The sequence below is a fragment of the Paramesorhizobium leguminum genome, from assembly GCF_003217235.1.
GTDB lineage: Bacteria > Pseudomonadota > Alphaproteobacteria > Rhizobiales > Rhizobiaceae > Paramesorhizobium > Paramesorhizobium leguminum.
Genome location: NZ_QJTF01000001.1, coordinates 107508 through 131850 on the forward strand (window position 1 = coordinate 107508; position 24343 = coordinate 131850).

Genomic DNA, 24343 nt, shown 5'->3' on the forward strand with positions numbered 1-24343 from the left:
TCGTTGCCTCTTTATTCTGTTTATCAGCTATCGCCGCCCGAACAGGCGCTCGATATCGTTGAGTTTCAGTTCAATATAAGTCGGACGCCCGTGATTGCACGTGCCGGAGCCCGGCGTCGCCTCCATCTGGCGCAACAATGCGTTCATTTCTTCCGGCTTCAAACGCCGCCCCGAACGCACCGAGCCATGGCAGGCCATGGTCGCGGCGACATGGTCGAGCATGGCTTTCAGCCCGTCGGAGGTGTCGTGCTCGGCGATCTCGTCCGAGAGATCGCGGATGAGCTGCTGCGTGTCCGTCTCGCCCAGCATGGCCGGCGTCTCGCGCACCATGATCGCGCCCGGACCGAACAGCTCTATGCCGAGGCCGAAGCGCGCGAGCGTTTCCGCATGAGCAGCCAGCCGCTCCGCATCCTCTTCCGGCAGATCGACGATCTCGGGGATGAGCAGCATCTGCGCGGGCAGGGGCCGGGAATGCAGCGCATTTTTCAGCGCCTCATAGACCAGCCGCTCATGCGCCGCATGCTGATCGACGATGACGAGGCTGTCGTCCGTCTGCGCCACGATGTAATTGGCATGGATCTGCGCCCGCGCCGCACCCAGCGGCGCGGCAAGGAGGTCCGCCGGGGCCTCCTCGATCATTGCCCGCGCATCGGCGCTGGGCGTCGCCACGCCTTCAAACGCAGCCTGCGCGCTTTCGCCGAAACCCATGTCCATTTCGAGCGGGCGATAGGGCGCCGTGGCCGGCGACCATTCGGTGCGTGGCCGGGGAGGGGCACTCCAATTGCCGGACTGATAAGCCGGGGCTCGATAAGGCGCGGCCTGCGGGGAAGGCGCGTCTCCCGCGCCGAACCCTTCCGCCCGGAAAGCCTGCATCATCGCCTCCGCCCCGCTGGTGGCCGCGCGGATGCCTGATTGCGAAAGCGCCTGCTTGATCGCGCCGACGATCAGCCCGCGCACCAGCCCCGGATCGCGGAAGCGCACATCCGCCTTCGCCGGATGCACGTTGACATCGACCAGTTCCGGATCGAGCGTCAGGAACAGCACCGCCACGGCATGGCGGTCACGGGCGATGACATCCGCATAAGCGCCGCGGATCGCGCCCCATATCTGCTTGTCGCGCACGGGCCGCCCGTTGACATAGGCGAACTGATGCAGCGCATTGCCGCGATTGAACGACGGGATGCCCGCGAACCCCGCCAGCCGCACCCCGTCGCGCTCTGCATCGATGGCGATGGCATTCTCGGAAAACTCTTTCCCAAGAACCTGCGCGATTCGCTCCAGCATCCCCTCGCTGCCAACCCCGGTCGCGGGGAGTTCCAGCGGCGTGCGGTCGCTGCCCGCAAGCGCGAAGCGGATATGTGGAAATGCAATCGCGACCCGCTTGACCACATCGCCGACTGCCATGGCTTCCGCCCGGTCGGTCTTCATGAATTTCAGCCGCGCCGGGGTGGCGTAGAACAGGTCGCGCACCTCCGCGATGGTGCCCTGGTTGAGCGCCGCCGGGCGCGGCCCATCCATGCGCCCGCCGGTGACGGTGATCTCGAACCCCGATTCCGCTTCCTGCGTCCGTGATTTCAACGACAGCCGCGACACCGAGCCGATGGAAGGCAGCGCCTCGCCGCGAAAGCCGAGCGCGCGGATATCGTGCACATCGTCGGTGAGCTTCGAGGTGCAATGCCGCGAGACGGCCAGCGGCAATTCGCCCGCCGGAATGCCCGCGCCATTGTCGGTGACGCGGATCAACGTCTTGCCGCCCCCCGCCGTCACCACCTCGATGCGCGTTGCCCCGGCATCGATGGCGTTTTCGACAAGCTCTTTCACCACGCTGGCAGGCCGCTCGATAACCTCGCCCGCCGCGATCTGGTTGATGATGGTTTCGCTTAATTGCCGGATCGTCATGGGAAGCTTATAGGCGGATTCGCGGGAGGGCGGAAAGGGAAGGCTTTGAAGCGGGTTTTCCTGCGGGCTGGCGCCCTCCTTCCCCCTTGCGGGGAAGGTGCCCGCATTAGCGGGCGGATGGGGGTGGTGACGGTTGCGCACCATCGGCAATCATACGCGCTGCCTTTACCACCCCCACCCGACCCTACGGGCCACCCTCCCCGCAAGGGGGAGGGAGGGCGCGAGCCGCGCTGCCCGCCATTCTTTCCTATCTAAAATCTGCTACCCCCGCCCGCGATAAGACGGCACCCCCGTCTCCGGCACCCATGCCCCCACCGGCGGCGTGCCCGTCTGCCAGAACACATCGATCGGAATCCCGCCGCGCGGATACCAATAGCCGCCGATACGCAGCCACAACGGCTTTGTCGCCTCGACAATCCTTCTCCCGATCTCAAGCGTGCAATCCTCATGGAACGCGCCGTGATTGCGGAACGAGAACAGGAACAGCTTCAGCGATTTCGATTCCACCAGCCGCTCATCTGGCGCATAGTCGATGACGATATGCGCGAAATCCGGTTGCCCGGTCATCGGGCAGAGCGAGGTGAATTCCGGGCAGGTAAAGCGCACGATCGCCGGCGGTCCTTCGCGGCGCGTGTAGGGAACGGTTTCCAGCACGGCTTCCTCGGGCGAGGATGCAATCTCGGCCTTCGTACCCAGTTGGGTCAATCCTTGAACATCTGTCATGGGGTTTCCTTCAAAGATATCTTCATTGACGCCCGCAATGACACCGAATGATCGGATCCCGCAAGCCTTGTTCCTGAAACGAACCGATCACATATTCATTCGGCGCGCCGCCCGGCCTATTGGTCGGCGCCGTCACTCCAGGATTCCTCCCAAACCGAAAGAATGAGCATGTCCCTGTCGCTTTATGACATCACCGTCCCCGTCTTCCTGCGGGCGTTCGCAAACTTGAGCGAAATCCTGGAAAAAGGCCGCGCATTCGCGGAAGAGAAGGGCATCCCCCATGCCGACCTGCTCGAAGCGCGGCTCTTCCCCGACATGGCGCCGCTCACCGCCCAGATCCAGCGCGCCAGCGACACCGCCAAATTCGCCGCCGTCCGCGTCGCGCAAGTTGAGACTGTGTCGATGGAGGACAGCGAGGTGAGCTTTGACGATTTGCAGGCGCGCATCGCGAAAACCGTAGCCTTCCTGAAGGCGGTGCCGGCCCATGCGATGGACGGGCGCGAGGAGGCGGAAGTGGAACTGCGGACGAGCCAGGGTTCGAAGACCTTCACCGCCCGCGACTACGTGCTGGGCTTCGCCATCCCCAATTTCTACTTCCACGTCACCACCGCCTACGACATCCTGCGCCACAAGGGCGTGCCGCTCGGCAAGCTGGATTATCTCGGACGGGAGTAAGGACGTTTCCGGAGCGGGCGTCGTAAAGCCCGCTCCGCTGCCACAGCCTCAAGCCGCCTTCGGAATCCGCGCGATCACCTTGATCTCGAAATCAAACCCGGCAAGCCAGTTGACGCCGATTGCCGTCCAGTTGGGATAAGGCTTCTGGCTGAAAATCCGGTTCTTCACCTCCATGATTGTACCGAACTGGCTTTCAGGATCGGTATGAAACGTGGTCACATCAACGATATCGTCAAACGTGCAGCCCGCTGCCTTCAACGTCGCTTCCAGATTTTCGAACGCCAGTTCCACTTGGGCGCGGAAATCAGGCTCCGGCGATCCATCGGCGCGGCTGCCGACCTGACCCGAAACGAACAGCAAATCGCCAGAGCGGATAGCGGCGGAATAGCCGTGCTCCTCGTAAAGGGCGTGACGGTTGGCGGGAAAAACGGCATTGCGGGTCATGTCTTTAAATCCTTTGTTCGCTCAGCGTCTGTTCATCATCGTGAACATCTGATATACGCTGCGTATGTGAGATAGAAACATACGGCCCGTATGTCAACTCATATACGATCCGTATTTGAAAATGAGCATCGAAGGCAGTGGAGGCGTTCCGGGCGTTGGCGAGCGGGTTGTCGGAGGCGGCGGTTCGCGTCGATTGCTTTTAACTATGGGGTGGCTTGAAGACATGAACAGAGGCTGTCGGCTTGCGGTTGCTAGAACTCGGTGACTTCGCCTGCGGCTCGATAAATCGTGATCCTGGAATCGGGCCCGGATGACGAGCGGAAGCCCGAATGAATCTCACTCGGACTTAGCATTATTCATACTATTGAAAATCGTTGTCGAAGGAGGACGGTCGGTCCGACCTCAGCAGCACACCGATCCAGACGGCAACGGTGGCGATGGTCAGTCCAATGGACACGACGGACAATAGGCCGTGGATGAGATCAAGCACGACTCCTATGCTTCCGATTTCCGCTCACCTTCCGCGAGCGCTTTCACAAGCGCCATTGCTTCTTCTCGTTTCGCCGGGTCTGATATCCGAAGGAAGGCCTGAATGAGGGTGCGGCCTTCCTCGGCGGACGGCATATCGAGCGAGGTCGAAATTTCTTCTGTCTGTAACGTCATTTTTCCCCACCTGTTTTTGAGATAATCCACAATTTCAGGCGGGTGACGGCAGGCAAAGTTCTGCTATCCTCAGAATCACCCATGATCCGAGCTCTCACCAGCTTGATTTTGGTCAGGCTGCTGACGGCGGTTACGACGCCATCAGCAGCTATTTCTCATAATAGGCATATTTGCACTTTTTGTGCAATGGGGCGATGTGAAAAATGGAAATAACTCCTGCACAAATCCGCGCAGCGCGGGGGCTGCTCGATATTTCTCAGCAGGCGCTGGCAGATTTATCGAAAGTTAGTTTGCGAACTATCGTGCAGATCGAGCGTGGTAAAAAGGCAGCTTCAGCATCAATCATCCAAGCTATTGCGCTCTCGCTCGAAGCCGCCGGAATAGAATTCATCCCTGAAAACGGCGGTGGTCCTGGCGTGAGATTGCGAGGCTCGAAGTAGGGGCAAACATGAATGCGATAACGGGGGCGCAGATTCGTGCGGCAAGGGCATTGGTTCGATGGACCGCTGAGAATCTTGCGGATGCTGCAGGCGTAGGTCTTTCGACTATACGCCGTGCGGAGGCAGAAGATGGATTACCATCAATTACCGCAGCAAATCTGAAACTGATTATGATAACCTTGGAGGGTGCCGGTATAGAATTCATTCCGGAAAATGGCGGCGGTCCCGGCGTGAGATTGCGAGCCCCTCTGCCTCGATAGGCTTATCAGCAAAGCCTTTGACTTTCCGTGCATTCAATCATTAAAAAGCGATGCGCAGCGTTGGTACACACAATACCAATTCGATGGCTCAAAGCTCTTGTTTTCTGGGATTTTTGCGGGTGCTTAGGCGGGATGCCCTCACTTTCCCCTCATCTGCCGCGCCAGCCCATAAACATTGGCCGACCTCGCCCCAGACCGGCAATAAGCCAGCACCGGGCCTGCCGCGCTCTCCAGCGCCGCCGCCATGGCGTCGACATCGGCCTGCGTCAGCCCGCCCGGCACGACGGGCACATAATGCACTGGAATTCCCGCCTTTTCCGCCACGCTGGCGATTTCCGCGAAGGGGGGCTGGTCGGGGCCTTCACCGTCCGGGCGGTTGCAGATCAGTGTCTGGTAGCCTGCGGCGGCGATATCGCGGATATCGTCGGGAGAGATTTGGCCGGTGACGGAGAAAGTGTCGTCGATCTGGCGGATGTCCATTTTGTGCTTCCTTGGGATTGAGCACGATCCCGAAAGTTGGACTTTTCGGATAAGATCATGCGGCTAAAACGATTGCGACTGTTCCTTGGTTCGCACAATATGAAATGTTTGGCGGCATGAAAAGTGCTTGGCGCCAATACTTGAGGCACGAGATCGCCTTTTCCGGCGCTAACCCTCCCTTCATCACGGGCAAAAAATTCAATCGATATTATCAAATCAATCAATTATGGTCGTTACCGGAGGCGAGGAAGGGCCGGGGTCGAGGTGACCTCGGGCCTGGCATTATTCGCATGATTTTGTCCGAAACCTTTTCGGGATCATGCTTTTGGGGCCTTACAACAGGGAGTACTCTTATGCGCAAGTTTTTATCGACAGCCGTGATTACGGCCTTGATGGCCGGCACGGTTTCGTTTGCTCAGGCTCAGGAAAAGCAGAGCGTCGAGGTTCTGCATTGGTGGACGTCGGGCGGCGAGGCCGCGGCACTCAACGTTCTGAAGAAGGATCTGGAAAAGCAGAACATCGGCTGGGTCGATATGCCGGTTGCCGGCGGCAGCGGCGTTCAGGCCATGACGGTGCTGCGCGCCCGCGTCACCGCCGGAGATCCGCCCACGGCGGTGCAGCTTCTGGGCTTCGACATCATCGATTGGGCCAAGCAGGGCGTGCTCGGCAATCTCGATTCCGTGGCGGACAAGGAAGGCTGGGGCAAGGTCGTCCCGGATGCGCTGCAGAAATTCGCCAAATATGACGGCCACTGGATCGCCGCTCCGGTCGATATCCACTCGACGAACTGGATGTGGATCAACAAGGCCGCGCTCGACAAGGCCGGCGGCAAGGTGCCGCAGACCTGGGACGAGCTGATCGCGCTTCTCGACAATTTCAAGAAGCAGGGCATCGTTCCCATTGCCCATGGCGGCCAGCCCTGGCAGGATTCGACGGTTTTCGAAGCGGTCGCGCTGTCCTTCGGCGATGATTTCTACAAGAAGGCCTTCATCGATCTGGACCCGGCCACGCTCGGCTCCGACACGATGAAGCAGGTCTTCGACCGCATGACGACGCTGCGCACCTATGTCGACCCGAACTTCTCCGGCCGCGACTGGAATCTGGCTTCGGCCATGGTGATCGACGGCAAGGCCGGCGTCCAGTTCATGGGCGATTGGGCCAAGGGCGAGTTCTTGAAGGCCGGCAAGGTGCCGGGCAAGGATTTCGTCTGCGCCCGCTATCCCGGAACGCAGGGCGCGGTGACCTTCAACTCCGACATGTTCGCCATGTTCAACGTCGCCAAGGACAAGGTTCCGGCGCAGATGGCCATGGCTTCGGCCATCATGAGCCCGGCATTCCAGGTTGCCTTCAACACCGTCAAGGGCGCGGCCCCCGCGCGCATGGATGTGTCCGACGAGAAGTTCGACGCCTGCGGCAAGAAGGCCATCGCCGACGTGAAGGCGGCCAATGCGGATGGGCGTATGCTGGGCTCGATGGCGCACGGCTATGCCGACCCGGCTGCAGTAAAGAACGCCATCTACGACGTCGTCACCCGCCAGTTCAACGGCGAGCTGACGTCGGAGCAGGCGGTGAAGGAACTGGTCACGGCTGTGGCTGCGGCCCAGTAAACATAGAAGTGACCGCCGGGGTCTTTGACTCCGGCGGTCTGATATTTGTAGGGATATCCTTGTAATACACCCCCCTCTGCCCTGCCGGGCATCTCCCCCTCAAGGGGGGAGATTGGCTGATACGGTCTTCGCCGCGCATCCTTCAACGTATGCGATTGATGCCGGGCGTCGATGAAGGCCAATCTCCCCCCTTGAGGGGGAGATGCCCGGCAGGGCAGAGGGGGGTGGAATTAGTCGAAAATATCAAAGAATAAGGCGCTCATGCGCCAAGGTGAGGCGTATGAACTATCGTAACCGCATGCAGGATTGGTTGCCGAAGCTCGTGGTGAGTCCGAGCTTCTTCCTGATCCTGATCTTCGTTTACGGATTTATCCTCTATACGGGCTATCTCTCGCTGACCGACAGCAAGATGCTGCCTTCCTATGGCTTCGTGGGGCTGGAGAACTACCGCAAGCTCTGGATGCTGCCGCAATGGTGGACGGCGATCGAGAATCTCGCCATCTTCGCCTCGCTCTATATCCTGTTTTCGGTCACCATCGGGCTTGGCCTCGCCATCCTGCTCGACCAGAAGATCCGCGCCGAAGGCCTGCTGCGCCCGATCTATCTTTATCCGATGGCGCTGTCCTTCATCGTCACCGGCACGGCCTGGAAATGGTTCCTCGATCCGGGTATCGGGCTGGAAAACACCATGCACCAGCTGGGCTGGACGAGCTTCAGCTTCACCTGGATCAAGGACCCACAAATGGCGATCTACACCATCGTCATCGCCGCGGTCTGGCAATCCTCTGGCTTCGTCATGGCCATGTTCCTGGCGGGGTTGCGCGGCGTCGATAACGAAATCATCAAGGCGGCCCAGATCGACGGCGCTTCGACCGTGACGATCTATCGGCGCATCATCATCCCGCTGATGCGCCCGGTGTTCCTCTCGGCATTCGTCATCCTCGCCCATCTCGCCATCAAATCCTATGATCTGATCGTGGCGATGACCGGCGGCGGACCGGGGCAGGCGACCACGCTGCCGGCCAATTTCATGTATTCCTACACCTTCGCCCGCAATTCCATGGGCATCGGCGCCTCGTCGGCCATCATCATGCTGATCATGATCTTCTCGATCATCGTCCCCTATCTTTATTCGGAACTGCGCGGGGAGAAGAGCCAATGAGCGCCAACAGCCCCGATAATGTCATCAACCACGGCAGGCTGACGCGCGGGCTCATTTACGCCGTGCTGATCGTCTTCGTCGTCTTCTACCTGCTGCCGCTCTATGTGATGCTGGTCAATTCCTTCAAGCCGCTGGAGGAAATCCGCCAGGGCGGCATGCTGGCCTTCCCGCATCAGTGGACGATCGCGCCATGGCTCTCCGCCTGGTCGACCGCGCAGATCGGCGTCCAGCCGACCGGCGTGAAGCCCTATTTCATCAACTCGTTGCTGATGGTGGTCCCCGCCGTCGCCATCTCCACCGTGCTGGGCGCGCTCAATGGCTATGTGCTGACCAAATGGGCGTTCCGCGGATCGAATATCCTGTTCGGCATGCTGCTGCTCTCCTGCTTCATCCCGTTCCAGATCGTGCTGCTCCCGATGGCGGGGGTCTTGGGGTGGATGAAGATTTCGGGCTCGATACCGGGCCTGATTTTCGTCCATGTGATCTATGGCCTTGGCTTCACCACCCTCTATTTCCGCAATTATTACGCGGCGTTCCCGACCGAGCTCGTCCGCGCGGCGCAGATCGACGGCGCGAGCTTCTTCCAGATTTTCCGGCGCATCCTGCTGCCGTCCTCGGGGCCGATCATCGTCGTCTCGGTCATCTGGCAGTTCACCAATATCTGGAACGACTTCCTGTTCGGCGCGTCGTTTTCGAATGCGAACAGCATCCCGATGACGGTGGCACTCAACAATCTGGTGAACTCCTCCACGGGCGTGCAGGAATATAACGTCCATTTCGCGGGCGCGATCCTCGCCGCCCTTCCCACGCTCATCGTCTATATCGTCGCCGGCCGCTACTTCGTGCGTGGCCTGATGTCCGGCGCAGTCAAGGGATAGTCATGTCGTTTCTGGCCATCAAGCATCTTTCCAAGTCCTATGGCACCGTGCCGATCCTCAAGGATATCAACATCGAGATCGATGAGGGCGGCTTCCTCGTTCTGGTCGGCCCGTCCGGCTGCGGCAAGTCAACGCTACTCAACTGCATTGCCGGGCTGGAGCCGATCACGTCAGGCGGAATCTTCATCAATGGCAAATCCGTCGCCGGGCTGCACCCGTCGCAGCGTGATATCGCCATGGTGTTCCAGTCCTATGCGCTCTATCCCAACATGACGGTGGCCGGAAATATCGGCTTCGGCATGGAAATCCGCGGTGTGCCGAAGGACGAGCGCGAGAAAGCGATCAAATCCGTCGCCGAGATGCTGCAGATCGGCCATCTGCTTAATCGTAAGCCGAGCCAGCTCTCCGGCGGCCAGCGCCAGCGCGTCGCCATGGGCCGGGCGCTGGTGCGCAATCCGCAGGTCTTCCTCTTCGACGAGCCGCTGTCCAACCTCGACGCCAAGCTGCGCGTCGACATGCGCACGGAGATCAAGCGCCTGCACCACCGCATGAAGACCACCATCGTCTATGTCACTCATGACCAGATCGAGGCGATGACGCTCGCCACCAAGATCGCGGTTCTGAAGGATGGCGTGCTGCAGCAGTTCGGCACCCCGGCGGAAATCTACAACAGCCCGGCCAACATGTTCGTCGCCGATTTCATGGGCTCGCCGGCGATGAACCTGCTCAAGGTGAAGGTTGAGGACGGCCCGTCGGGCCTGAGCGTTTCGCTCGCTCGCCCGCAGGATGAACCCCTGGTCCTGCCGGTCAATGGCGCGGGCGGCAGCAGTCTTGCCGCCTATAAGGGAAAAGAAATCATCTTCGGCATCCGCCCGGAAGCGCTGACCGATCCTGACGGTGCCGACCGCAAGGCGAAATCACTGGCGGAAGGGGATTGCCTGATCGAGGTGGTGGAGCCAGCCGGTTCGGATACCTTCGCCGTCACGCGTCTCGGCGGCAAGGAAGTAGTGGCCCGCCTGCGCGCCGACGCCAACATCGCGCCGGGGCAGAAGGCCAGACTCGCCTTCAATCTCGACAAGGCGGTGTTTTTCGATCCGAAGAGTCAGATGAGGGTTTAGAGCATGATCCCGAAAAGTTGCAGACTTTTCGGATAAGAACATGCGGCTAAAACAAAGGCTTAGAGCGGAATGCCCGATTCAACTTAATTGCATACCGCTCTAAGGCGTTTCAGAACTAGCTTGAAGCAGTTCCCCTCTCGCCGTCATTCTCGGGCTTGTCCCGAGAATCTACCGTGGCCTAATCTGTCAGGACGGTAATCGCTTATCTTTTTCTTATGGCAGATTCTCGGGACAAGCCCGAGAATGACGACCATGCGCGCGCCTCGCACCAAGCAAAAGGGCAGTAGGAGAACAAGGTCGGACGATGACCTTATTTTCCTACTGCCCTTTTGCACTATTACTCTAAATCTTTACCGCAACAGGACATCGTGTCCCATCACGCTGACGGCAATCGCCACATTCAGGGTGATGATCATCATCGAATAAAAAATGGCGCTTCTCGTTATCTCGCTCATTTCAACCTCCTAGTGCGTTACGCTCAAAATGCGCAATAACGCCCTATCTCAGTGAATCTTCGCACCGCCTTTTTGGCGATGCCGCGGCAACCGGGCGCCCCCGCCCAAGCCCGACGCGATTTGGCGAACGGTTACACAATGTAACAAGCCGTTATCGCTCACGCAACCCAAAAGGAATGCCGCCACACGGGATTGTGAAAATTGTAAACAATGTGTGAAATGTGCAACGCGGGTTTTATGGTCCTTCAACCCTGAATTCCGCCGGCATATTTTCCGGCAACGCGCCCGTCACCTCGGCGCGCTCCAGTACGGAAGCGTGAATAAAGGCGTCGTCCGGGATCACGCGCCGCTCGAACAAGGGAAGAGTCCACCCGAACAAGGCGGGCCGCCTGGACCCTTGCGGGCGGCGGGAGGGGAGGAATTCCAGGATCGCCCACGCCCAGTTCATCGAATTGTGTATAGGCGCCAGCGGGTCCGGCGCCACATGGTGCCTTGCGGGCTTTTTTCCGTAAAGGATCTCGTTGACCGATTGGGTGCGATAGATGAGGCCCATCGGCATTGTCTCTTCCATCATCCATTGAAGCGAAACTTTCGCAAGCGCGCTCTTGTCTTCCGGCAAGCCGCCGCCGATATCGTCATGGACGCCGCGAAACCACACTTCGCGTACATCCTGCCGTCTGGCGGCGCCGCGATTGAAAGGGTTGCCCCAATATTCCTCGCCCTCGGGCCAAAGCAGCGGGCGAAACATCGTGCGCCGTTCGTCGATACCCACCGCGTGGCGAACCGATTCAACGCTGCGGTTCTTTTGCGTAAAGGCCGTGGAGGCGAGGCGGGGTATGTAGGGCCCGCTCTCGATCACCGAGGCGACCGTATCGAAAAGGCCGAGCAGGCGGATGGGCGGGCGGTCCGGGTCGAGAATGCGCTCGTAAAGCCGCACTTCCGCGAAGCTCCCTTCGTTCCGCCGGCCTATCCGCTTGTAGGCGCGATAGGCATAGTCGACCAGATTGAGGTTTGGCTTTTTGATCAGGCCGATGGCGTGGATGAACCCGGCCAGCACCCGCGCGCTATAGGCGCCCCGGCTGAACCCCATGAGATAGATCGTATCCCGCCCGCTCGGGCCTTCCCCTTTCCGCCTGCCTTTGTCGTAATTCTCAACCAGAAACTGGTAGGCCGCCTTGACATTCTGGTCGAGACCCCACCCGGTCGCCATGCCCCAGACTTCAACCGTCTTGCTCCAGAAACTCAGCCACGCATTCTCCGCGCCGAGCGTGCCGACGCCGGGATCGTAATAAACCAATTGCCGCTCGCTCTTCTCCAGCATTCCATAGAGACGAAGAATATTGGTCCGGTCGGCTGATATTTCATTGGAGGTTCCGTCGAATAGGATAACAATGTTCTTTGGCATTGTTATCAATTAATGAGTATTACTTGCTTTTTAAATAAATTATTCCACGTGCTTTGATAAAATTTGGGGATATGGCGCAATAATATTTAGTGATGCCTCGTAAATCAGCTGGATACAATAAGATCAAGGCGAGTGAGGTCGCTGCTTATCTTCAATGTGGAATTCGGCGGCAAGGTCCCTGACGTGGGGGTGCCGCTGATGCCCATGGATGCCTGAATGAGCCCATAAACGCCTGGGGCCATTGCGACATCGCCGATAACATCCACGCGGACATCATTGAGGGTCGCGCTGTCGCTGGCTTCCATCATCAGCGCATCGGCGCTATTGATGCTTGCTTCGGAGAAGTCGTAACGAATGTTGCTGGAATCGTCGCTATAAAAACTTCCGCCATCGGTGATGAGAATTTTGCCGCCTATGCCAAGTGTGCCTGCCCTTAGGTCAATGTCGCTAGCCACGGTAAAGCCTTGGCTTGCGACGGCAACAGAGCCGCCATTCCCGATCACAAGGCCATTTCCGCTGCTAGAATTGTTCACAACTATACTGCCGTTGCTCACATCAATCCCATTATAGGCCGTACTATTGACCATGGAAACCACGCCGCTGTTTATAGAAATACCATTGGGAGATGCGCTGCCAATCATAGAAAGCAGACCGCCGTTCATCATAATAGTGTTATAAATTAGGCTGTCTTTCATTGACAGCTCGCCACCGTTCAGCCAAACTCGACCATTGATCTTACTTCTATCGTGCATCACCAACTGGCCGCCGTTCACCGTGCAATCCGCCTGATACCCTTCAATGGTGCCATTGTTCAACTGCAGTTCGCCGGCTTCAACTGTCCATGGTTTGTTATCTGCGGTAACCCCCGTTGCATTCCAGATGCCTCCGGTCACCAGATACTGATCAAAGCCCTGAAACGCGGACAGATCGTAATTTGCCTCATCAAGCAAACCGCCCAGCACAAGACTATTGCCGCGGCCGGCGCCAACCACATTGCCAGTTCCGGCGCCAATCACATTACCCGAGAACGAATATCCACGCCGGAGTTCAAGCGTATTGTTCTTGCCGCCGATGACAACTGCATTGGGCCCCGGCTCCTTGTCTTGCAGGTTTGTGCCGGCTGAAATCGCGCTCGCCGTGATGATTTTATTGTTGTTGCCCTCGACAAGAATGCCCGGAGGAATGGTAACCGTGCCATCAGGCGCTTCGCCTCCATCGATCCGGCTGCCGGCAGTGGTGTGATTGATCGTATTGTTGTCGCCCAGAACCAGAACGCCCGCGCCGCCGGTGCCTTTTCCGCCTGCAAACGCAGCATGTGCGTTGCCGCCGCTGATCGATCCTTTATTGTTCAGGGTCACATTTCCGGCGAGCACCACGCCAGCGCCGCCGCCCCCGCCGACAGATTGTCCGCCGGCGATAGCACCGCTGTTGTCCAGGGTGTCGCTCCCGGTTGGGTCGCCCCGGAAATAAAGCCCGACACCGCCGCCGCCATGTGCGCCGTCGCCGCTGCTGCCGCCGCCGCGTATCGTGGCGGAAGATGGATTGACGGTGACATTGCCCGGGCCGGTGAAAACCACCCCGGCGCCGCCGCCTCCGCCGCCCGCTATGCCGCTGGCGCCGACTCCGCCGTGGCCGCCATCTCCGCCGGTGACTGTCGCGCTGACAATGAGCATGGCGCTTGCGCTCACCCCGACGCCGCCGCCGCCGCCGCCACCGCCAAGCACACCGCCATTCTGGCCCGCACCGCCGGTTGCGCCCTTGACGTCAAAAGGGACCGTTCCGCCTCTGGGGTAGGTCTCGCCGAAATGGCCGCCCACGCCGGCAAGCGCCCCACCGCCACCATTCCCGCCGCCTTGCAGCGTTCCCGCCAATCCGGCATCCGTTCCCGCATTGCCGCCCGTGCCGCCGCCTTCGCTGCCGCCGCCTGCGCCGCCATTGCCGCCCGGTCCCTTGCCGCCGGAACCGCCGCCCGAATTGACTACGATTTTCTCAGGAATCTGTACGTTCTGGCTATTATCGGATGTGATTATTGTCATTGTACCGCTATCCATTAAAAATTCTACTATTGGATGCAAATAACAACTTATACGAGCTTAGGCAAGCGGTTTCTGAAAGGCGCTACGCAAGTGTTGATTCGATAAGCTCTGGTGGATGGCGACCGCAACTTGCATCCAATAATGATAAAGTATTAGTATTTTAGGTAAATGAATCTGTATCTGGCAATAAATTATTCACCATAAGATTGACGCCAATTGAAATTATTATAATATTTCCTCGATTTGTATTTTAAGTGAATTGGAAAATACATGCGTCATCTGGCGATAACTGATGCACATGGAAATAAATCCAACCAGAATAACCGCAAGAGGCTTCTGGTTTCCACTGTATATGCAGCTGGTGGCCTGTTTTTGTCCGTCCTCCCGGCCTTTTCTCAGGCCGTTCCGCCGCCTCCGCAGTATGGCGGGGGGAAGGGCGGAGATGCGGGGCAGGTTGCGGCTGGCCAGACTAATGGCGGCGGCGGCGGCGGCACTGGCGAACAGCAGGGGCCGGGGCGGCCGGGAATTGGTGGCGCGGTTGATGCCGCCAATTCCGGCGGGGGCGGGGGCGGCGCCGGGATGGACTTATCTAATGGTGGCGTTGTGCAATCGGGAGGAACGAGCGGCAGCGGTAATCTTGGTAGTCAGCTCGGGGTGGGGCCGGGCCAGCCCGGTTCGGCCGGCCCTACCGGCGGTGGCTCAGGCGGCGGCGGCGGTAATGCCGGCGCTATGGGGATGGATTTTAGCAATAACTCGAGCAATATAGCGCCGACCAGCGGTAACGCGGGTCAGGGAGGGGGCGAGGGGGCCAGCCCAACTGCGGACGGATATGGCGGCGGCGGCGGCGGTGGTGGTGGCGGCGGCCACGGCGGTATATTGACGGGGGTTGCTGGCGGTCCGCTCTCCAATTCCAGCAGTTTACTCGGCGGTGATGGTGGTGCGGGCGGGCGCGGAGGCGATGCGTCCGCCGGAGCCTATACCGGTGGCAGCGGCGGCGACGGGGGCAATGGCGGGTCTGGTTTTTTTATGATTGCTCCTGCCAGCAATCTTGATTTCAAAAACACCGGAACGATCACTGGTGGCAAGGGTGGTTCTGGCGGGCAGGAGGGAACCGGAGCCGTTACGGGTAATCTTCCCGGAAAGGGTGGTGATGGCGGATTTGGTATGGTCTTCAACACCACCGGCACCATCACCAATGCCGCAAATGCGGTCATGCAGGGAGGCCCTGGCGGAGATGCTGGTGGCAATGGCGCGGTGGGTATAGCAGGCGGCAATGGCGGCGCAGGCTTTTCCGATACTGGTGGCACCGCGACGTTTATCAATGAAAGCACGGGCAACGGTGTAATCACTCATGGAGTCGTTGGCGGAAACGGAGGGCGTGGCAATGCGGGTACAGGCGGCAATGGCGGCTATGGTGTTTACGCAAACCAGGTGACCAATAGCGGCTCGATTGCAGGGGGAAATGGCACGAATGGTACTACGGCTGGCGGCAATGGCGGTTATGGTGTTTACGCAAACCATGTGATCAATAGCGGCTCGATTGCAGGGGGAAAAGCCGGGACTGGCGCGACGAACGGAGTTGCGGGCTATGCCGTACAATTGGTGGGAACCAATGCCAGTCTGGAAATACAGTTCGGGTATAGTTTCGTGGGCCAAATAGATGGCGGCGCGGCTGGCGGCAGTCTGATTCTCGGCGGTGCCGCCATTGCAACTCTGGACGCCTCCCAAATCGGCGCACAGTCGACAAATCCTACGAAATATACGAATTTCACTTCTTTTACATTGAATGCAGCGGCACCGGCGACCGTGTGGACGCTGGCCAATACCACCACCGCGGTAACGCCGTGGACGCTGACCGCCGGTATACTCTCCATTGGTGCCGACGGCGCACTCGGCGCCACAGCCGGCGCGCTCACCTTCAATGGCGGGACGCTGGAAAATACCGCTGCTTTTACGATGACGCGCGCGGTGCGGCTGGATGCCGGCGGGGGTACCTTCAAGACCGATGACGATCTGACGGTATCGGGAATTACCGGCGCCGGAAGCCTCACGAAGATTGGCAGTGCTTCGCTGATCCTGACGGGAACCAGCAATTACGCCGGCGGCACGACAATCTCCGATGGTGTGCTGCAATTGGGCGATGGCACGACGGATGGTTCCATCACGGGCGATATCGTCGATGATGCAAGCCTTGTGGTGAACAACAATGGCGCGACCGCTCTTGCCGGTACCATCACCGGCACCGGCAGCCTTACGCAGAAGGGCAGCGGCAAGACGACGCTGAGCGGGACCAACCAGTATCAGGGCGGCACTCACATTAATGCCGGCATTCTCTCCGTTTCCGCCAATGCCAATCTCGGCGATCCATCCGGCGCGCTTACCTTCAATGGCGGCACGCTGGAAAATACCATCGCTTTTTCGACCACCACGCGCGCGGTAACATTGGATGCCGGTGGCGGCACCTTCAAGACCGATGCCGATCTGACGGTTCCCGGCGCCATTTCCGGTCCCGGAAGCTTGACGAAGACGGGCGGCGGCAAATTGCGGATTCTCCTGGCAAGCAGCTATGCCGGCCCGACAAATGTAACGGATGGTACGCTTCAGGCAGGCGCGGCCAATGTATTCAGCCCGTCCTCCGCCTTCAGTGTCGGGCAGAATGGCACGCTCGACGCCGCAGGGTTCAACCAGGCGATTGCGTCGCTTGCCAATGCGGGCAATGTCACTTTGCGCGGGGCCGCGCCGGGAACCGAGCTGACCGTTACCGGAAATTATACCGGACAGGGCGGAACCGTCAGCATCAACACCGCGCTCGGCGATGACAATTCGCCGACCGACCGCCTCATCGTCCAGGGCGACACATCGGGCACTTCAATGCTGGCGGTGAAGAAGGATGGCGGGCAGGGCGCGCTGACCACTGACGGTATTCGGGTTATCCAGGTCGATGGCGTTTCGAATGGTGTCTTCACGCTTGTCGGTGACTATACCTATCAGGGCGATCCGGCGGTGGTCGGCGGTGCTTATGCCTACCGGCTCTTCAAGGGCGGCCCGCAACCGGGCGACTGGTATCTGCGCTCGGTGCTGATGCCGGCGCCGCCACCGCCACCCCCTCCGCCGCCGCCCCCGCCGCCCTGCCAGGGCAGCGACTGCCCGCCGCCTCCAACGCCCCATTATCAGGCCGGCGTGCCGGTCTACGAGGCCTATTCTTCGGTGTTGCAGGAGCTGAACGCCATCGGCACGCTGCGCCAGCGCGTCGGCAACCGCTACTGGAGCGGCGCGGCCAATCCGGTGCTCAATGAGGGCGACGGGCCGGGAACGGCGGAAGCCGCGCCCGCGCCGGAAGCGGGTGCTTATCTCGACGCGGCGACCAATGTCTGGGGCCGTGTCAAAGGTTCGCATGGCCGCTACGAGCCGCGCTATTCCACCAGCGCCACGCAGTATGATGTCGACACCTATGGCCTCGAGGCCGGCCTCGACGGCAAGCTCTACGAGACGGCGGCGGGCAGCGTGATCGGCGGCATCACCGCGCATTATGGCTATGCCAAGGCCGATATCGGCTCCGTCCATGGCCAGGGCAGCATCGATGCCAACGGCTACGGCTTCGGCGGCACGCTCACCTGGTATGGCGATGATGGGCTCTATGCCGATGCCGTGGCGCAGACGACATGGTATAGCAACGACCTCAATTCGGACACGGCGCGCCGCTCGCTCGCCGGCGATATCGACGGCTTCGGCTATGCCCTCAGCCTTGAAGCAGGCAAGCGGGTCGCGGTCACACCGGAATGGGCGATCATTCCGCAGGCGCAACTCGTCTGGTCGGCGGTGAAGTTCGATGGTTTCGAAGATACGTTCGGCGCGCATGTCAGCCACGACGAGACCGGCAGTCTGAAAGGCCGGGCCGGGCTTGCCGCGGATTACGGGCAGGCCTGGCGTGACGCGCAAGGCCGGCTCACGCGGGCCAATGTCTATGCCATCGCCAATCTCACTTATGAGTTCGGCAAGGCGAGCAAGATCGAAGTGGCGGGCGTTCCCTTCGCCACTGCGAACGATCGCTATTGGGGCGGCATCGGAGGCGGCGGCACCTATAGCTGGGCCGATGGGAAATATGCCCTCTACGGCGAGGCCACCATCGACACCAGCCTCGACCACTTCGCCGATAGCTACGAGCTGAACGGCAAATTGGGGGTGAAGGTGAAATGGTAATCTCCCCCCATGCGGGGGAGATGGCAGGCAAGCCAGAGGGGGCGTCTCACAGGGCGAAATTTCCATTCGCTTTGTCGCCTTTGTCCGGATAATTTGCCGGCGAGCGCCGATTTGATCAAAATCGGCTGCGGCAGATTTGAGGGAAATGCATATGCCGACATTGAGCCTAGCGCAGCTGGAAACCCATCTCTGGCGGGCGGCGGATATCCTGCGTGGATCGATCGATTCCGGCGATTACAAGCACTACATTTTCGGGCTTCTGTTCTTCAAGCGCCTCTCGGACGTTTGGGAGGAGGAGTATGAGGAACGGCTGGCGCGCTATCACGACGCGCAGCTGGCGGCGGATTCCGACGAGCACCGCTTCGATATTCCAAAAGGGCATTTCTGGAAGGATGTGCGCAAGCACACCACGGATATCGGCACGCATCTGAATTCAGCCTTCCGGGCGATCGAAGACGCGAATATGAAGCTGCGCGGCGTGTTTCAGGATGTTGATTTCAACAACAAGGAGCGTTTTCCGGATGCGATGCTGGAAAAGCTGCTCCAGCATTTCGAGACCCACCGCCTGCGCAACCGCGATGTCGAGCCGGATGTGCTGGGGCAGGCCTATGAATATCTGATCGCGCAGTTTGCCGATGATGCCGGCAAGAAGGGCGGCGAGTTCTATACGCCGAAGATGGTCGTGCGGTTGATCGTCGAATGTTTGAAGCCGGAAGAGGGCATGTCGATCTATGACCCCACCTGCGGCTCGGGCGGCATGTTGCTGGAGGCCGTGCATCATCTGGAGCGGCAGGGCAAGAACCCCAAGAGCCTGTCCCTGTTCGGGCAGGAGAAGAACCTCAATACCTGGGCGATCTGCCAGATGAACCTCTTCCTGCATGATATCGACGACGCCCAGGTGGCGCGCGGCGATACGCTGCGGGAGCCGAAGCATCTGACCGGCGAGAGCGTGAAGGCAATCCGCACCTTCGACCGGGTGCTGGCCAATCCGCCTTTCTCGCTGAAAAGCTGGGGCCATGATGTCTGGATTAAGGGTGATGCCTATGGCCGCGACCGCTATGGCTGCCCGCCAAAAAGCTACGGCGATCTCGCCTTCGTGCAGCATATGGTGGCGAGCCTCAGGGAAGGCGGCGTCTGCGGCGTGGTGCTGCCGCACGGCATCCTGTTTCGAGGCGGCGCGGAAGGCCGCATCCGCGAGGGGCTGATCCGCGATGATCTGATCGAGGCGGTGATCGGCCTGGCACCGAACCTGTTTTATGGCGCGGGCATTCCAGCTTGCGTTTTGATCCTGCGCAAGAAGAAGCCCGCGGACCGGCGCGGCAAAATCCTCATCGCCAACGGCGTGCAGCAATTCGTTGAAGGCAAGGCGCAGAACCATCTGTCGGATGCCAATCTGGCCGCACTTGCGAAAGCTTATGACGATTTTGCCGATGCCGAGCGTCTGGCGCGGGTGGTGCCGGTGAGCGAGGTCGAGGCCAATGATTTCAATCTCAACATCAGCCGCTATGTTCATCTGGGCGAAGAGGCGGCAGAGGTGGATGTCGCGGCGGAAGTGGAAAAGCTGGTGGCCCTGCAGGGCGAGCGGGATGCGGCGGAAACGCGGATGATGGGCTTTTTGCGGGAGCTTGGCTATGTCGCGTGAAGTGCCGGAGGGGTGGCAGCAAGTCACCATTGGACAGGTGGCTGATATAAATCCGGAGAACCTCGCAGCGAACACCGCTTCAGATTTCTTATTAAAATATATTGATGTAGCTACAGTTGGTGGGCCATCGGTGATGTCGGAACCACGCCTGATTGCGTTTGCTGAAGCACCCAGTCGGGCACGCAAGAAGGTACAACAGGGCGACATATTGGTTTCTACCGTTCGCCCATACCTGCGTTCTTTCTGCAAAGTGTCTTTGAGGGATTCAAATCTCGTGGCGTCAACGGCGTTTGCCGTTCTGCGTTCGAAAACAAACGTCGATGGCGACTTCCTATATCAGCACGTTCTAGGAGACTCCTTTGTTAAGCATCTGACTCCGAGGATGAAAGGCTCGAACTATCCGGCGGTCACGGCAAGCGACGTCGAAGCCTACGATTTTTTGCTCCCCCCACTCCACGAACAGCGCCGGATTGCCGAAATCCTGTCCAGCGTCGATGAGGCCATCGCGGCAACGCGGGCGGTGATTGAGCAGACGAAAAAGGTAAGGTCCGAATTACTCGCCTCGCAGTTCCCACTGGAACTGGAACTGGATCAGGATTCGACCACTGGAAGTGGTCATTTTAACGGATGGAAAATCTCACCTGCATCATATGTCTGCACAGACATAATTGACTGCAAGAATCGGACCCCGCCTTTGGTTGAACGTGGATACGCTGTCGTGCGGACGCCAAATGTTCGGAATGGACGGTTCCATTCTGCTGGTCTTCAGTTCACCGATCCGGATAGCTTTCGGGAATGGACAGCGAGGGGGCTGCCTAAGAGCGGCGACGTTTTGTTCACGCGTGAAGCACCTTATGGCGAGGTTTGCCTCGCACCGGTTATGGAGTTTTGTTTAGGTCAGCGCATGATGTTCTTGAGGCCCGATCTTAATAAGATTACGTCAGCATACTTAGTTTATGCACTTCAATCCGCTTCCGTGAAAAAGGAAATGTTCCGCCGAGCTGGCGGCTCGACCGTTGGACACCTAAGGGTAAAAGACGTCCGTGATTTGCCAATTCCTGTTGCACCAATGGAGCAGCAATTGGTTATCGCAAAAATGCTCGGAGCACTCGATCAATCGGTGAATGAAAATTCGGGAGCTTTGGGTGGATTGGAAACACTCAAATCCGCCCTCATGTCCGACCTTCTCACCGGTCGCAAGCGCGTAACCGACACTCTTCCCATGGCTGCCGAATAGGAAACACCATGACCACCGGCCCGGAATGGCATTTTGCCGAGCGTCCCGCCATCGAGCACCTGCAAGCCATGGGCTACGGTTTCGTGCCGATGGCCGAGCACTCTGCCTTGCGCGATGGCGATAATCAGGTGCTGTTCCGCCCGCATCTGGTCGAGGCGCTCATGCGCATCAATGGCATCGACCAGGCATCGGCTGAGGCCGCTTTTGTCGAGCTTGCCGGCATCGGCGATAATGAGGCCTGGTTGAAGGTGCTGCGCGGCGACTATAGCCGCAAGGTTTCCGGCCATGACACGCGGCTGACGCTTCGGGTCATCGATTTTCTGAAACCCGAGAACAATAGGTTCACGGTCACGCATCAGTTGCGCGTCCAGGCGGAGCACACGCGCAAGCCGGATATCATCGTCTATGTGAACGGCATACCGCTGGTTGTCATCGAGGCCAAGAGCCCACTCAACGTGAAGGACAAGACCGGCGAGGCATTCGAGCAGATCAGGCAATATGAGCGGGATATTCCGCGCCTGTTCTTTTCCAACGCCTTCAACATCGTCACCGACGGCGCGCTGGTGCTCTACGGCGCGACCGGCTCGGGCTCAAAATATTATGCGCAATGGCGCGACCCTTGGCCGAAGGCCGATGCCGATTTTTCGGACCGCATTGCCAAGGGGCTTTGGTGCTTGCTGGAGCCCTCGCGGCTGCTTGACCTGATCGCCCACTACATCGTTTTCGAGAAAACCGAGGACGGCACGATCAAGAAGATCTGCCGCTATCAGCAGTTCCGGGCCGTCAATCGCATTGTCGAGCGCGTGCTGGAGGGCAAGCACCGGCAAGGGCTCATCTGGCACACGCAGGGCAGCGGCAAATCGCTGACCATGGTCTTTGCCGCGCTCAAGCTGAAAACGCACCGCACGATCCAGTCCGAGGCGCTGACCAACCCCAACATTCTGGTTCTGACGGATCGTATCGACCTGCACACCCAGATCAGCGGCACCTTCGTCGCCTGCGGCCTGCCGAACCCGACGCCGATTGACAGCATCAAGGATTTGCAGGCGCTGATCGGCAGCGCCAAGGATGGGCACACCGCGCTTTCCACCATCTTCAAGTTTCAAGGCTCGAAGGAGCCGATCGAGAACTCCGGGAACTGGATCGTCATGGTGGATGAAGCCCACCGCACCCAGGAAAAGGATCTCGGCGCCTCTCTGCGCGCGACATTGCCGGAAGCGCGCTTCTTCGGTTTCACCGGCACGCCGGTCAAGAAGGACGAAAAGGACACCTATAACAATTTCGGTGTCGCCGGTGAGAACTATCTCGACAAATACGGCATAGACGACGCCGTGGCCGATGGCGCGACCGTGCCGATCTACTATACCGGCCGCAAGACCGACTGGCATATCGACGAGGCCAAGATCGACATCCTGTTCGACACCTGGTTTGCCGAACTCGACGATGACAAGCTGAACGAAATCAAGAAGCGCGGCGTGCGGATCGAGGATCTCGTCAGGCATCCGCGCCGGATCGAACTCATCGCCTACGATATCTGGACGCACTTCAAGGAATATGCGCGGCCGGATGGTTTCAAGGCGCAGATCGTCGCGATCGATCGCGAGGCGGTGATCCTCTACAAGCAGGCGCTGACCAAGGTGATCGCCGAAGATTTGCGGGCCGGGGGCATGGAGGCGGACAAGGCTCTGGCGAGCGCCAATGCCATGTCGGCTTGTGTCTATTCGATCAACCAGGAAGACGGCAAGCCGAGCGAGGACGCCCACAAGCAGGCGATCCGGAACGAGCTGAGGGCGCACTATGTCGATGCCGAAGACGAGAAGAAGAAGAAAAAGGCGTTCGGACGCAAGGGTGATAACCCGCAATTCCTGATCGTCTGCGACAAGCTCTTGACCGGCTTCGACTGCCCGATCGAGAGCGTGATGTATCTCGACAAGCCGTTGAAGGAACACGGGCTGTTGCAGGCAATCGCCCGCACCAATCGCGTCAGCGACACCAGGAAGCGCAATGGCCTGATCGTGGATTATATCGGCGTATCGGCCAACCTGGATGAAGCGCTCGCGACCTATCGCGCCGATGATGTGAGGAACGCGATGCGCGATCTCGATGATCTGCGCAACCAGCTGCGCACTGCCCACGCCGTCGTCGCGATGATGATGAAACCGGTAAAGCGCAAGGCGGGTGACAGGGAAGGGCTGAAGGCGGAATATGACGCATTCGTCAAAGTGCTGGGCAGCGAGGACAAATGGTTCGAGTTCAAGGTGCGGGCGCGAAGCTTCATCGCGCTCTATGAGACCTTGAGCCCGGATCCCAGCGTTCTGGAGTTTACAGCCGATCTCAAATGGGTGGCGAATTTTCTGCTCTACGGCACGCAGGTCTTCGAGAAGCGGCAGGCCTTCGACCAGATGGATTACAGCGAAAAGATCCGCGAGATGCTGGACAAGCATTTGGAGGCGACGGGGCTCAGCGTAACGGTCAAGCTGCGCCACATCACCGATCCGGCCTTCTGGGAGGACTTCGACACCGGCGGCAAGACCGAAGAAGACCTGATGACGGCCGCGATCCGCAAGACGACGGAGCTCAGAAAGACAGTCAGCGAGCGGATTGACGGCAATCCGCATCAATACGGCAAGTTTTCCGATCGCCTGCGCCAGCTGCTGGAAAAGCTTGAAAGCGCGCAGATGAGCTGGGCTGACAAGCTGAAGGGTGCCGAGGAGCTGGCGAAGGATATTTCCGCCGAGGACGAGGCGCATGTCGCGGCAGGCCTCTCTCCCGGCGCCTATGGTATCCTGCAAATCCTCAACGGGTTCGGCCCCGACAGCGAAAATCTCGCGATTCGGCTGGAAAGCCTCTACACAGACCCCTCGACCGCACCGGCCGGCTGGTGGGAAAAAGACGGGCTGCGAAAGAGCCTGCGCCAGCAGGTACGCTCCATGGCGCATCTTGTTGGCCTCACCCAGCTGAAAGAGATACCCGATCAGGTGGAAGCCTTCGCGCTGAAGCATTTCGCCGGACAGTGATC

Annotated in this window: 19 protein-coding genes; 11 read left to right on the forward strand and 8 right to left on the reverse strand. The window is 59.4% G+C overall.

The window, feature by feature from the left end:
- Positions 1 to 27 precede the first annotated feature (27 nt).
- Positions 28 to 1899 (reverse strand): DNA mismatch repair endonuclease MutL, encoded by a 1872-nt coding sequence (gene mutL / locus C7477_RS00505; protein WP_110748105.1) that lies wholly within the window; start codon positions 1897 to 1899, stop codon positions 28 to 30.
- A 261-nt stretch (positions 1900 to 2160) separates the two neighbouring features.
- Complete coding sequence (queF, locus tag C7477_RS00510; RefSeq protein ID WP_110747520.1) at positions 2161 to 2622, reverse strand: preQ(1) synthase; 462 nt, start codon at positions 2620 to 2622, stop codon at positions 2161 to 2163.
- A gap of 168 nt (positions 2623 to 2790) precedes the next feature.
- Here queF and C7477_RS00515 point away from each other — a divergent pair, with 168 nt between their 5' ends.
- Positions 2791 to 3297, forward strand: coding sequence for a DUF1993 domain-containing protein (locus tag C7477_RS00515; protein ID WP_110747522.1), 507 nt, complete (start codon positions 2791 to 2793; stop codon positions 3295 to 3297).
- A 48-nt stretch (positions 3298 to 3345) separates the two neighbouring features.
- Here C7477_RS00515 and C7477_RS00520 read toward each other — a convergent pair whose 3' ends face one another.
- The 3 genes from C7477_RS00520 to C7477_RS18845 all read right to left on the reverse strand — a co-directional run bounded on the left by C7477_RS00520 (position 3346) and on the right by C7477_RS18845 (position 4404).
- Positions 3346 to 3741: a RidA family protein gene (locus C7477_RS00520; RefSeq protein ID WP_110747525.1), complete on the reverse strand. Its 396-nt coding sequence runs from the start codon at positions 3739 to 3741 to the stop codon at positions 3346 to 3348.
- Between the two features lie 361 nt (positions 3742 to 4102).
- Positions 4103 to 4231 (reverse strand): hypothetical protein, encoded by a 129-nt coding sequence (locus C7477_RS19335; RefSeq protein ID WP_281032491.1) that lies wholly within the window; start codon positions 4229 to 4231, stop codon positions 4103 to 4105.
- A 5-nt stretch (positions 4232 to 4236) separates the two neighbouring features.
- Positions 4237 to 4404, reverse strand: coding sequence for a hypothetical protein (locus C7477_RS18845; RefSeq protein WP_181418304.1), 168 nt, complete (start codon positions 4402 to 4404; stop codon positions 4237 to 4239).
- A gap of 203 nt (positions 4405 to 4607) precedes the next feature.
- On the opposite strand from C7477_RS18845, the gene C7477_RS00525 reads away from it, so the two are divergent.
- Both C7477_RS00525 and C7477_RS19110 read left to right on the forward strand, forming a co-directional pair.
- Positions 4608 to 4844 (forward strand): helix-turn-helix transcriptional regulator, encoded by a 237-nt coding sequence (locus C7477_RS00525; protein WP_110747528.1) that lies wholly within the window; start codon positions 4608 to 4610, stop codon positions 4842 to 4844.
- A gap of 8 nt (positions 4845 to 4852) precedes the next feature.
- Positions 4853 to 5104 (forward strand): helix-turn-helix transcriptional regulator, encoded by a 252-nt coding sequence (locus C7477_RS19110; RefSeq protein WP_110747533.1) that lies wholly within the window; start codon positions 4853 to 4855, stop codon positions 5102 to 5104.
- A gap of 138 nt (positions 5105 to 5242) precedes the next feature.
- On the opposite strand, the gene C7477_RS00535 is transcribed toward C7477_RS19110, so the two are convergent.
- Complete coding sequence (locus tag C7477_RS00535) at positions 5243 to 5584, reverse strand: protein tyrosine phosphatase family protein (RefSeq protein ID WP_110747536.1); 342 nt, start codon at positions 5582 to 5584, stop codon at positions 5243 to 5245.
- A 353-nt stretch (positions 5585 to 5937) separates the two neighbouring features.
- Between C7477_RS00535 and C7477_RS00540 the strand changes: the two genes are divergently transcribed.
- From C7477_RS00540 to C7477_RS00560, 4 genes are all read left to right on the forward strand, one after another.
- Positions 5938 to 7191, forward strand: a complete 1254-nt coding sequence (locus C7477_RS00540; protein ID WP_110747539.1) for an ABC transporter substrate-binding protein — start codon at positions 5938 to 5940, stop codon at positions 7189 to 7191.
- A gap of 280 nt (positions 7192 to 7471) precedes the next feature.
- Positions 7472 to 8353 (forward strand): carbohydrate ABC transporter permease, encoded by an 882-nt coding sequence (locus tag C7477_RS00550; RefSeq protein WP_110747545.1) that lies wholly within the window; start codon positions 7472 to 7474, stop codon positions 8351 to 8353.
- Positions 8350 to 9231, forward strand: coding sequence for a carbohydrate ABC transporter permease (locus C7477_RS00555; RefSeq protein ID WP_110747548.1), 882 nt, complete (start codon positions 8350 to 8352; stop codon positions 9229 to 9231). The genes C7477_RS00550 and C7477_RS00555 overlap by 4 nt, the downstream gene beginning before the upstream one ends.
- A gap of 2 nt (positions 9232 to 9233) precedes the next feature.
- Positions 9234 to 10349 (forward strand): ABC transporter ATP-binding protein, encoded by a 1116-nt coding sequence (locus tag C7477_RS00560; RefSeq protein WP_110747550.1) that lies wholly within the window; start codon positions 9234 to 9236, stop codon positions 10347 to 10349.
- Between the two features lie 690 nt (positions 10350 to 11039).
- On the opposite strand, the gene C7477_RS00565 is transcribed toward C7477_RS00560, so the two are convergent.
- Together C7477_RS00565 and C7477_RS00570 are read right to left on the reverse strand one after the other, a co-directional pair.
- A complete protein-coding gene (locus C7477_RS00565) occupies positions 11040 to 12209 on the reverse strand; it encodes a DUF2235 domain-containing protein (RefSeq protein ID WP_110747553.1) in 1170 nt (389 codons plus the stop codon).
- A 104-nt stretch (positions 12210 to 12313) separates the two neighbouring features.
- Complete coding sequence (locus tag C7477_RS00570; RefSeq protein ID WP_181418305.1) at positions 12314 to 14245, reverse strand: hypothetical protein; 1932 nt, start codon at positions 14243 to 14245, stop codon at positions 12314 to 12316.
- Positions 14246 to 14617: 372 nt separating this feature from the next.
- On the opposite strand from C7477_RS00570, the gene C7477_RS00590 reads away from it, so the two are divergent.
- The 4 genes from C7477_RS00590 (at position 14618) to C7477_RS00605 (ending at position 24341) form a co-directional block, all read left to right on the forward strand.
- A complete protein-coding gene (locus C7477_RS00590) occupies positions 14618 to 18445 on the forward strand; it encodes an autotransporter family protein (protein ID WP_181418306.1) in 3828 nt (1275 codons plus the stop codon).
- A 151-nt stretch (positions 18446 to 18596) separates the two neighbouring features.
- The gene (locus C7477_RS00595) at positions 18597 to 20087 is read left to right on the forward strand and encodes a type I restriction-modification system subunit M (RefSeq protein ID WP_110747570.1); all 1491 of its coding nucleotides are present in this window, start codon (positions 18597 to 18599) and stop codon (positions 20085 to 20087) included.
- A complete protein-coding gene (locus C7477_RS00600) occupies positions 20077 to 21324 on the forward strand; it encodes a restriction endonuclease subunit S (RefSeq protein WP_110747573.1) in 1248 nt (415 codons plus the stop codon). Before C7477_RS00595 ends, C7477_RS00600 begins: the two co-directional genes overlap by 11 nt.
- A gap of 8 nt (positions 21325 to 21332) precedes the next feature.
- Positions 21333 to 24341, forward strand: coding sequence for a type I restriction endonuclease subunit R (locus tag C7477_RS00605; protein WP_110747576.1), 3009 nt, complete (start codon positions 21333 to 21335; stop codon positions 24339 to 24341).
- Positions 24342 to 24343: the final 2 nt, after the last annotated feature.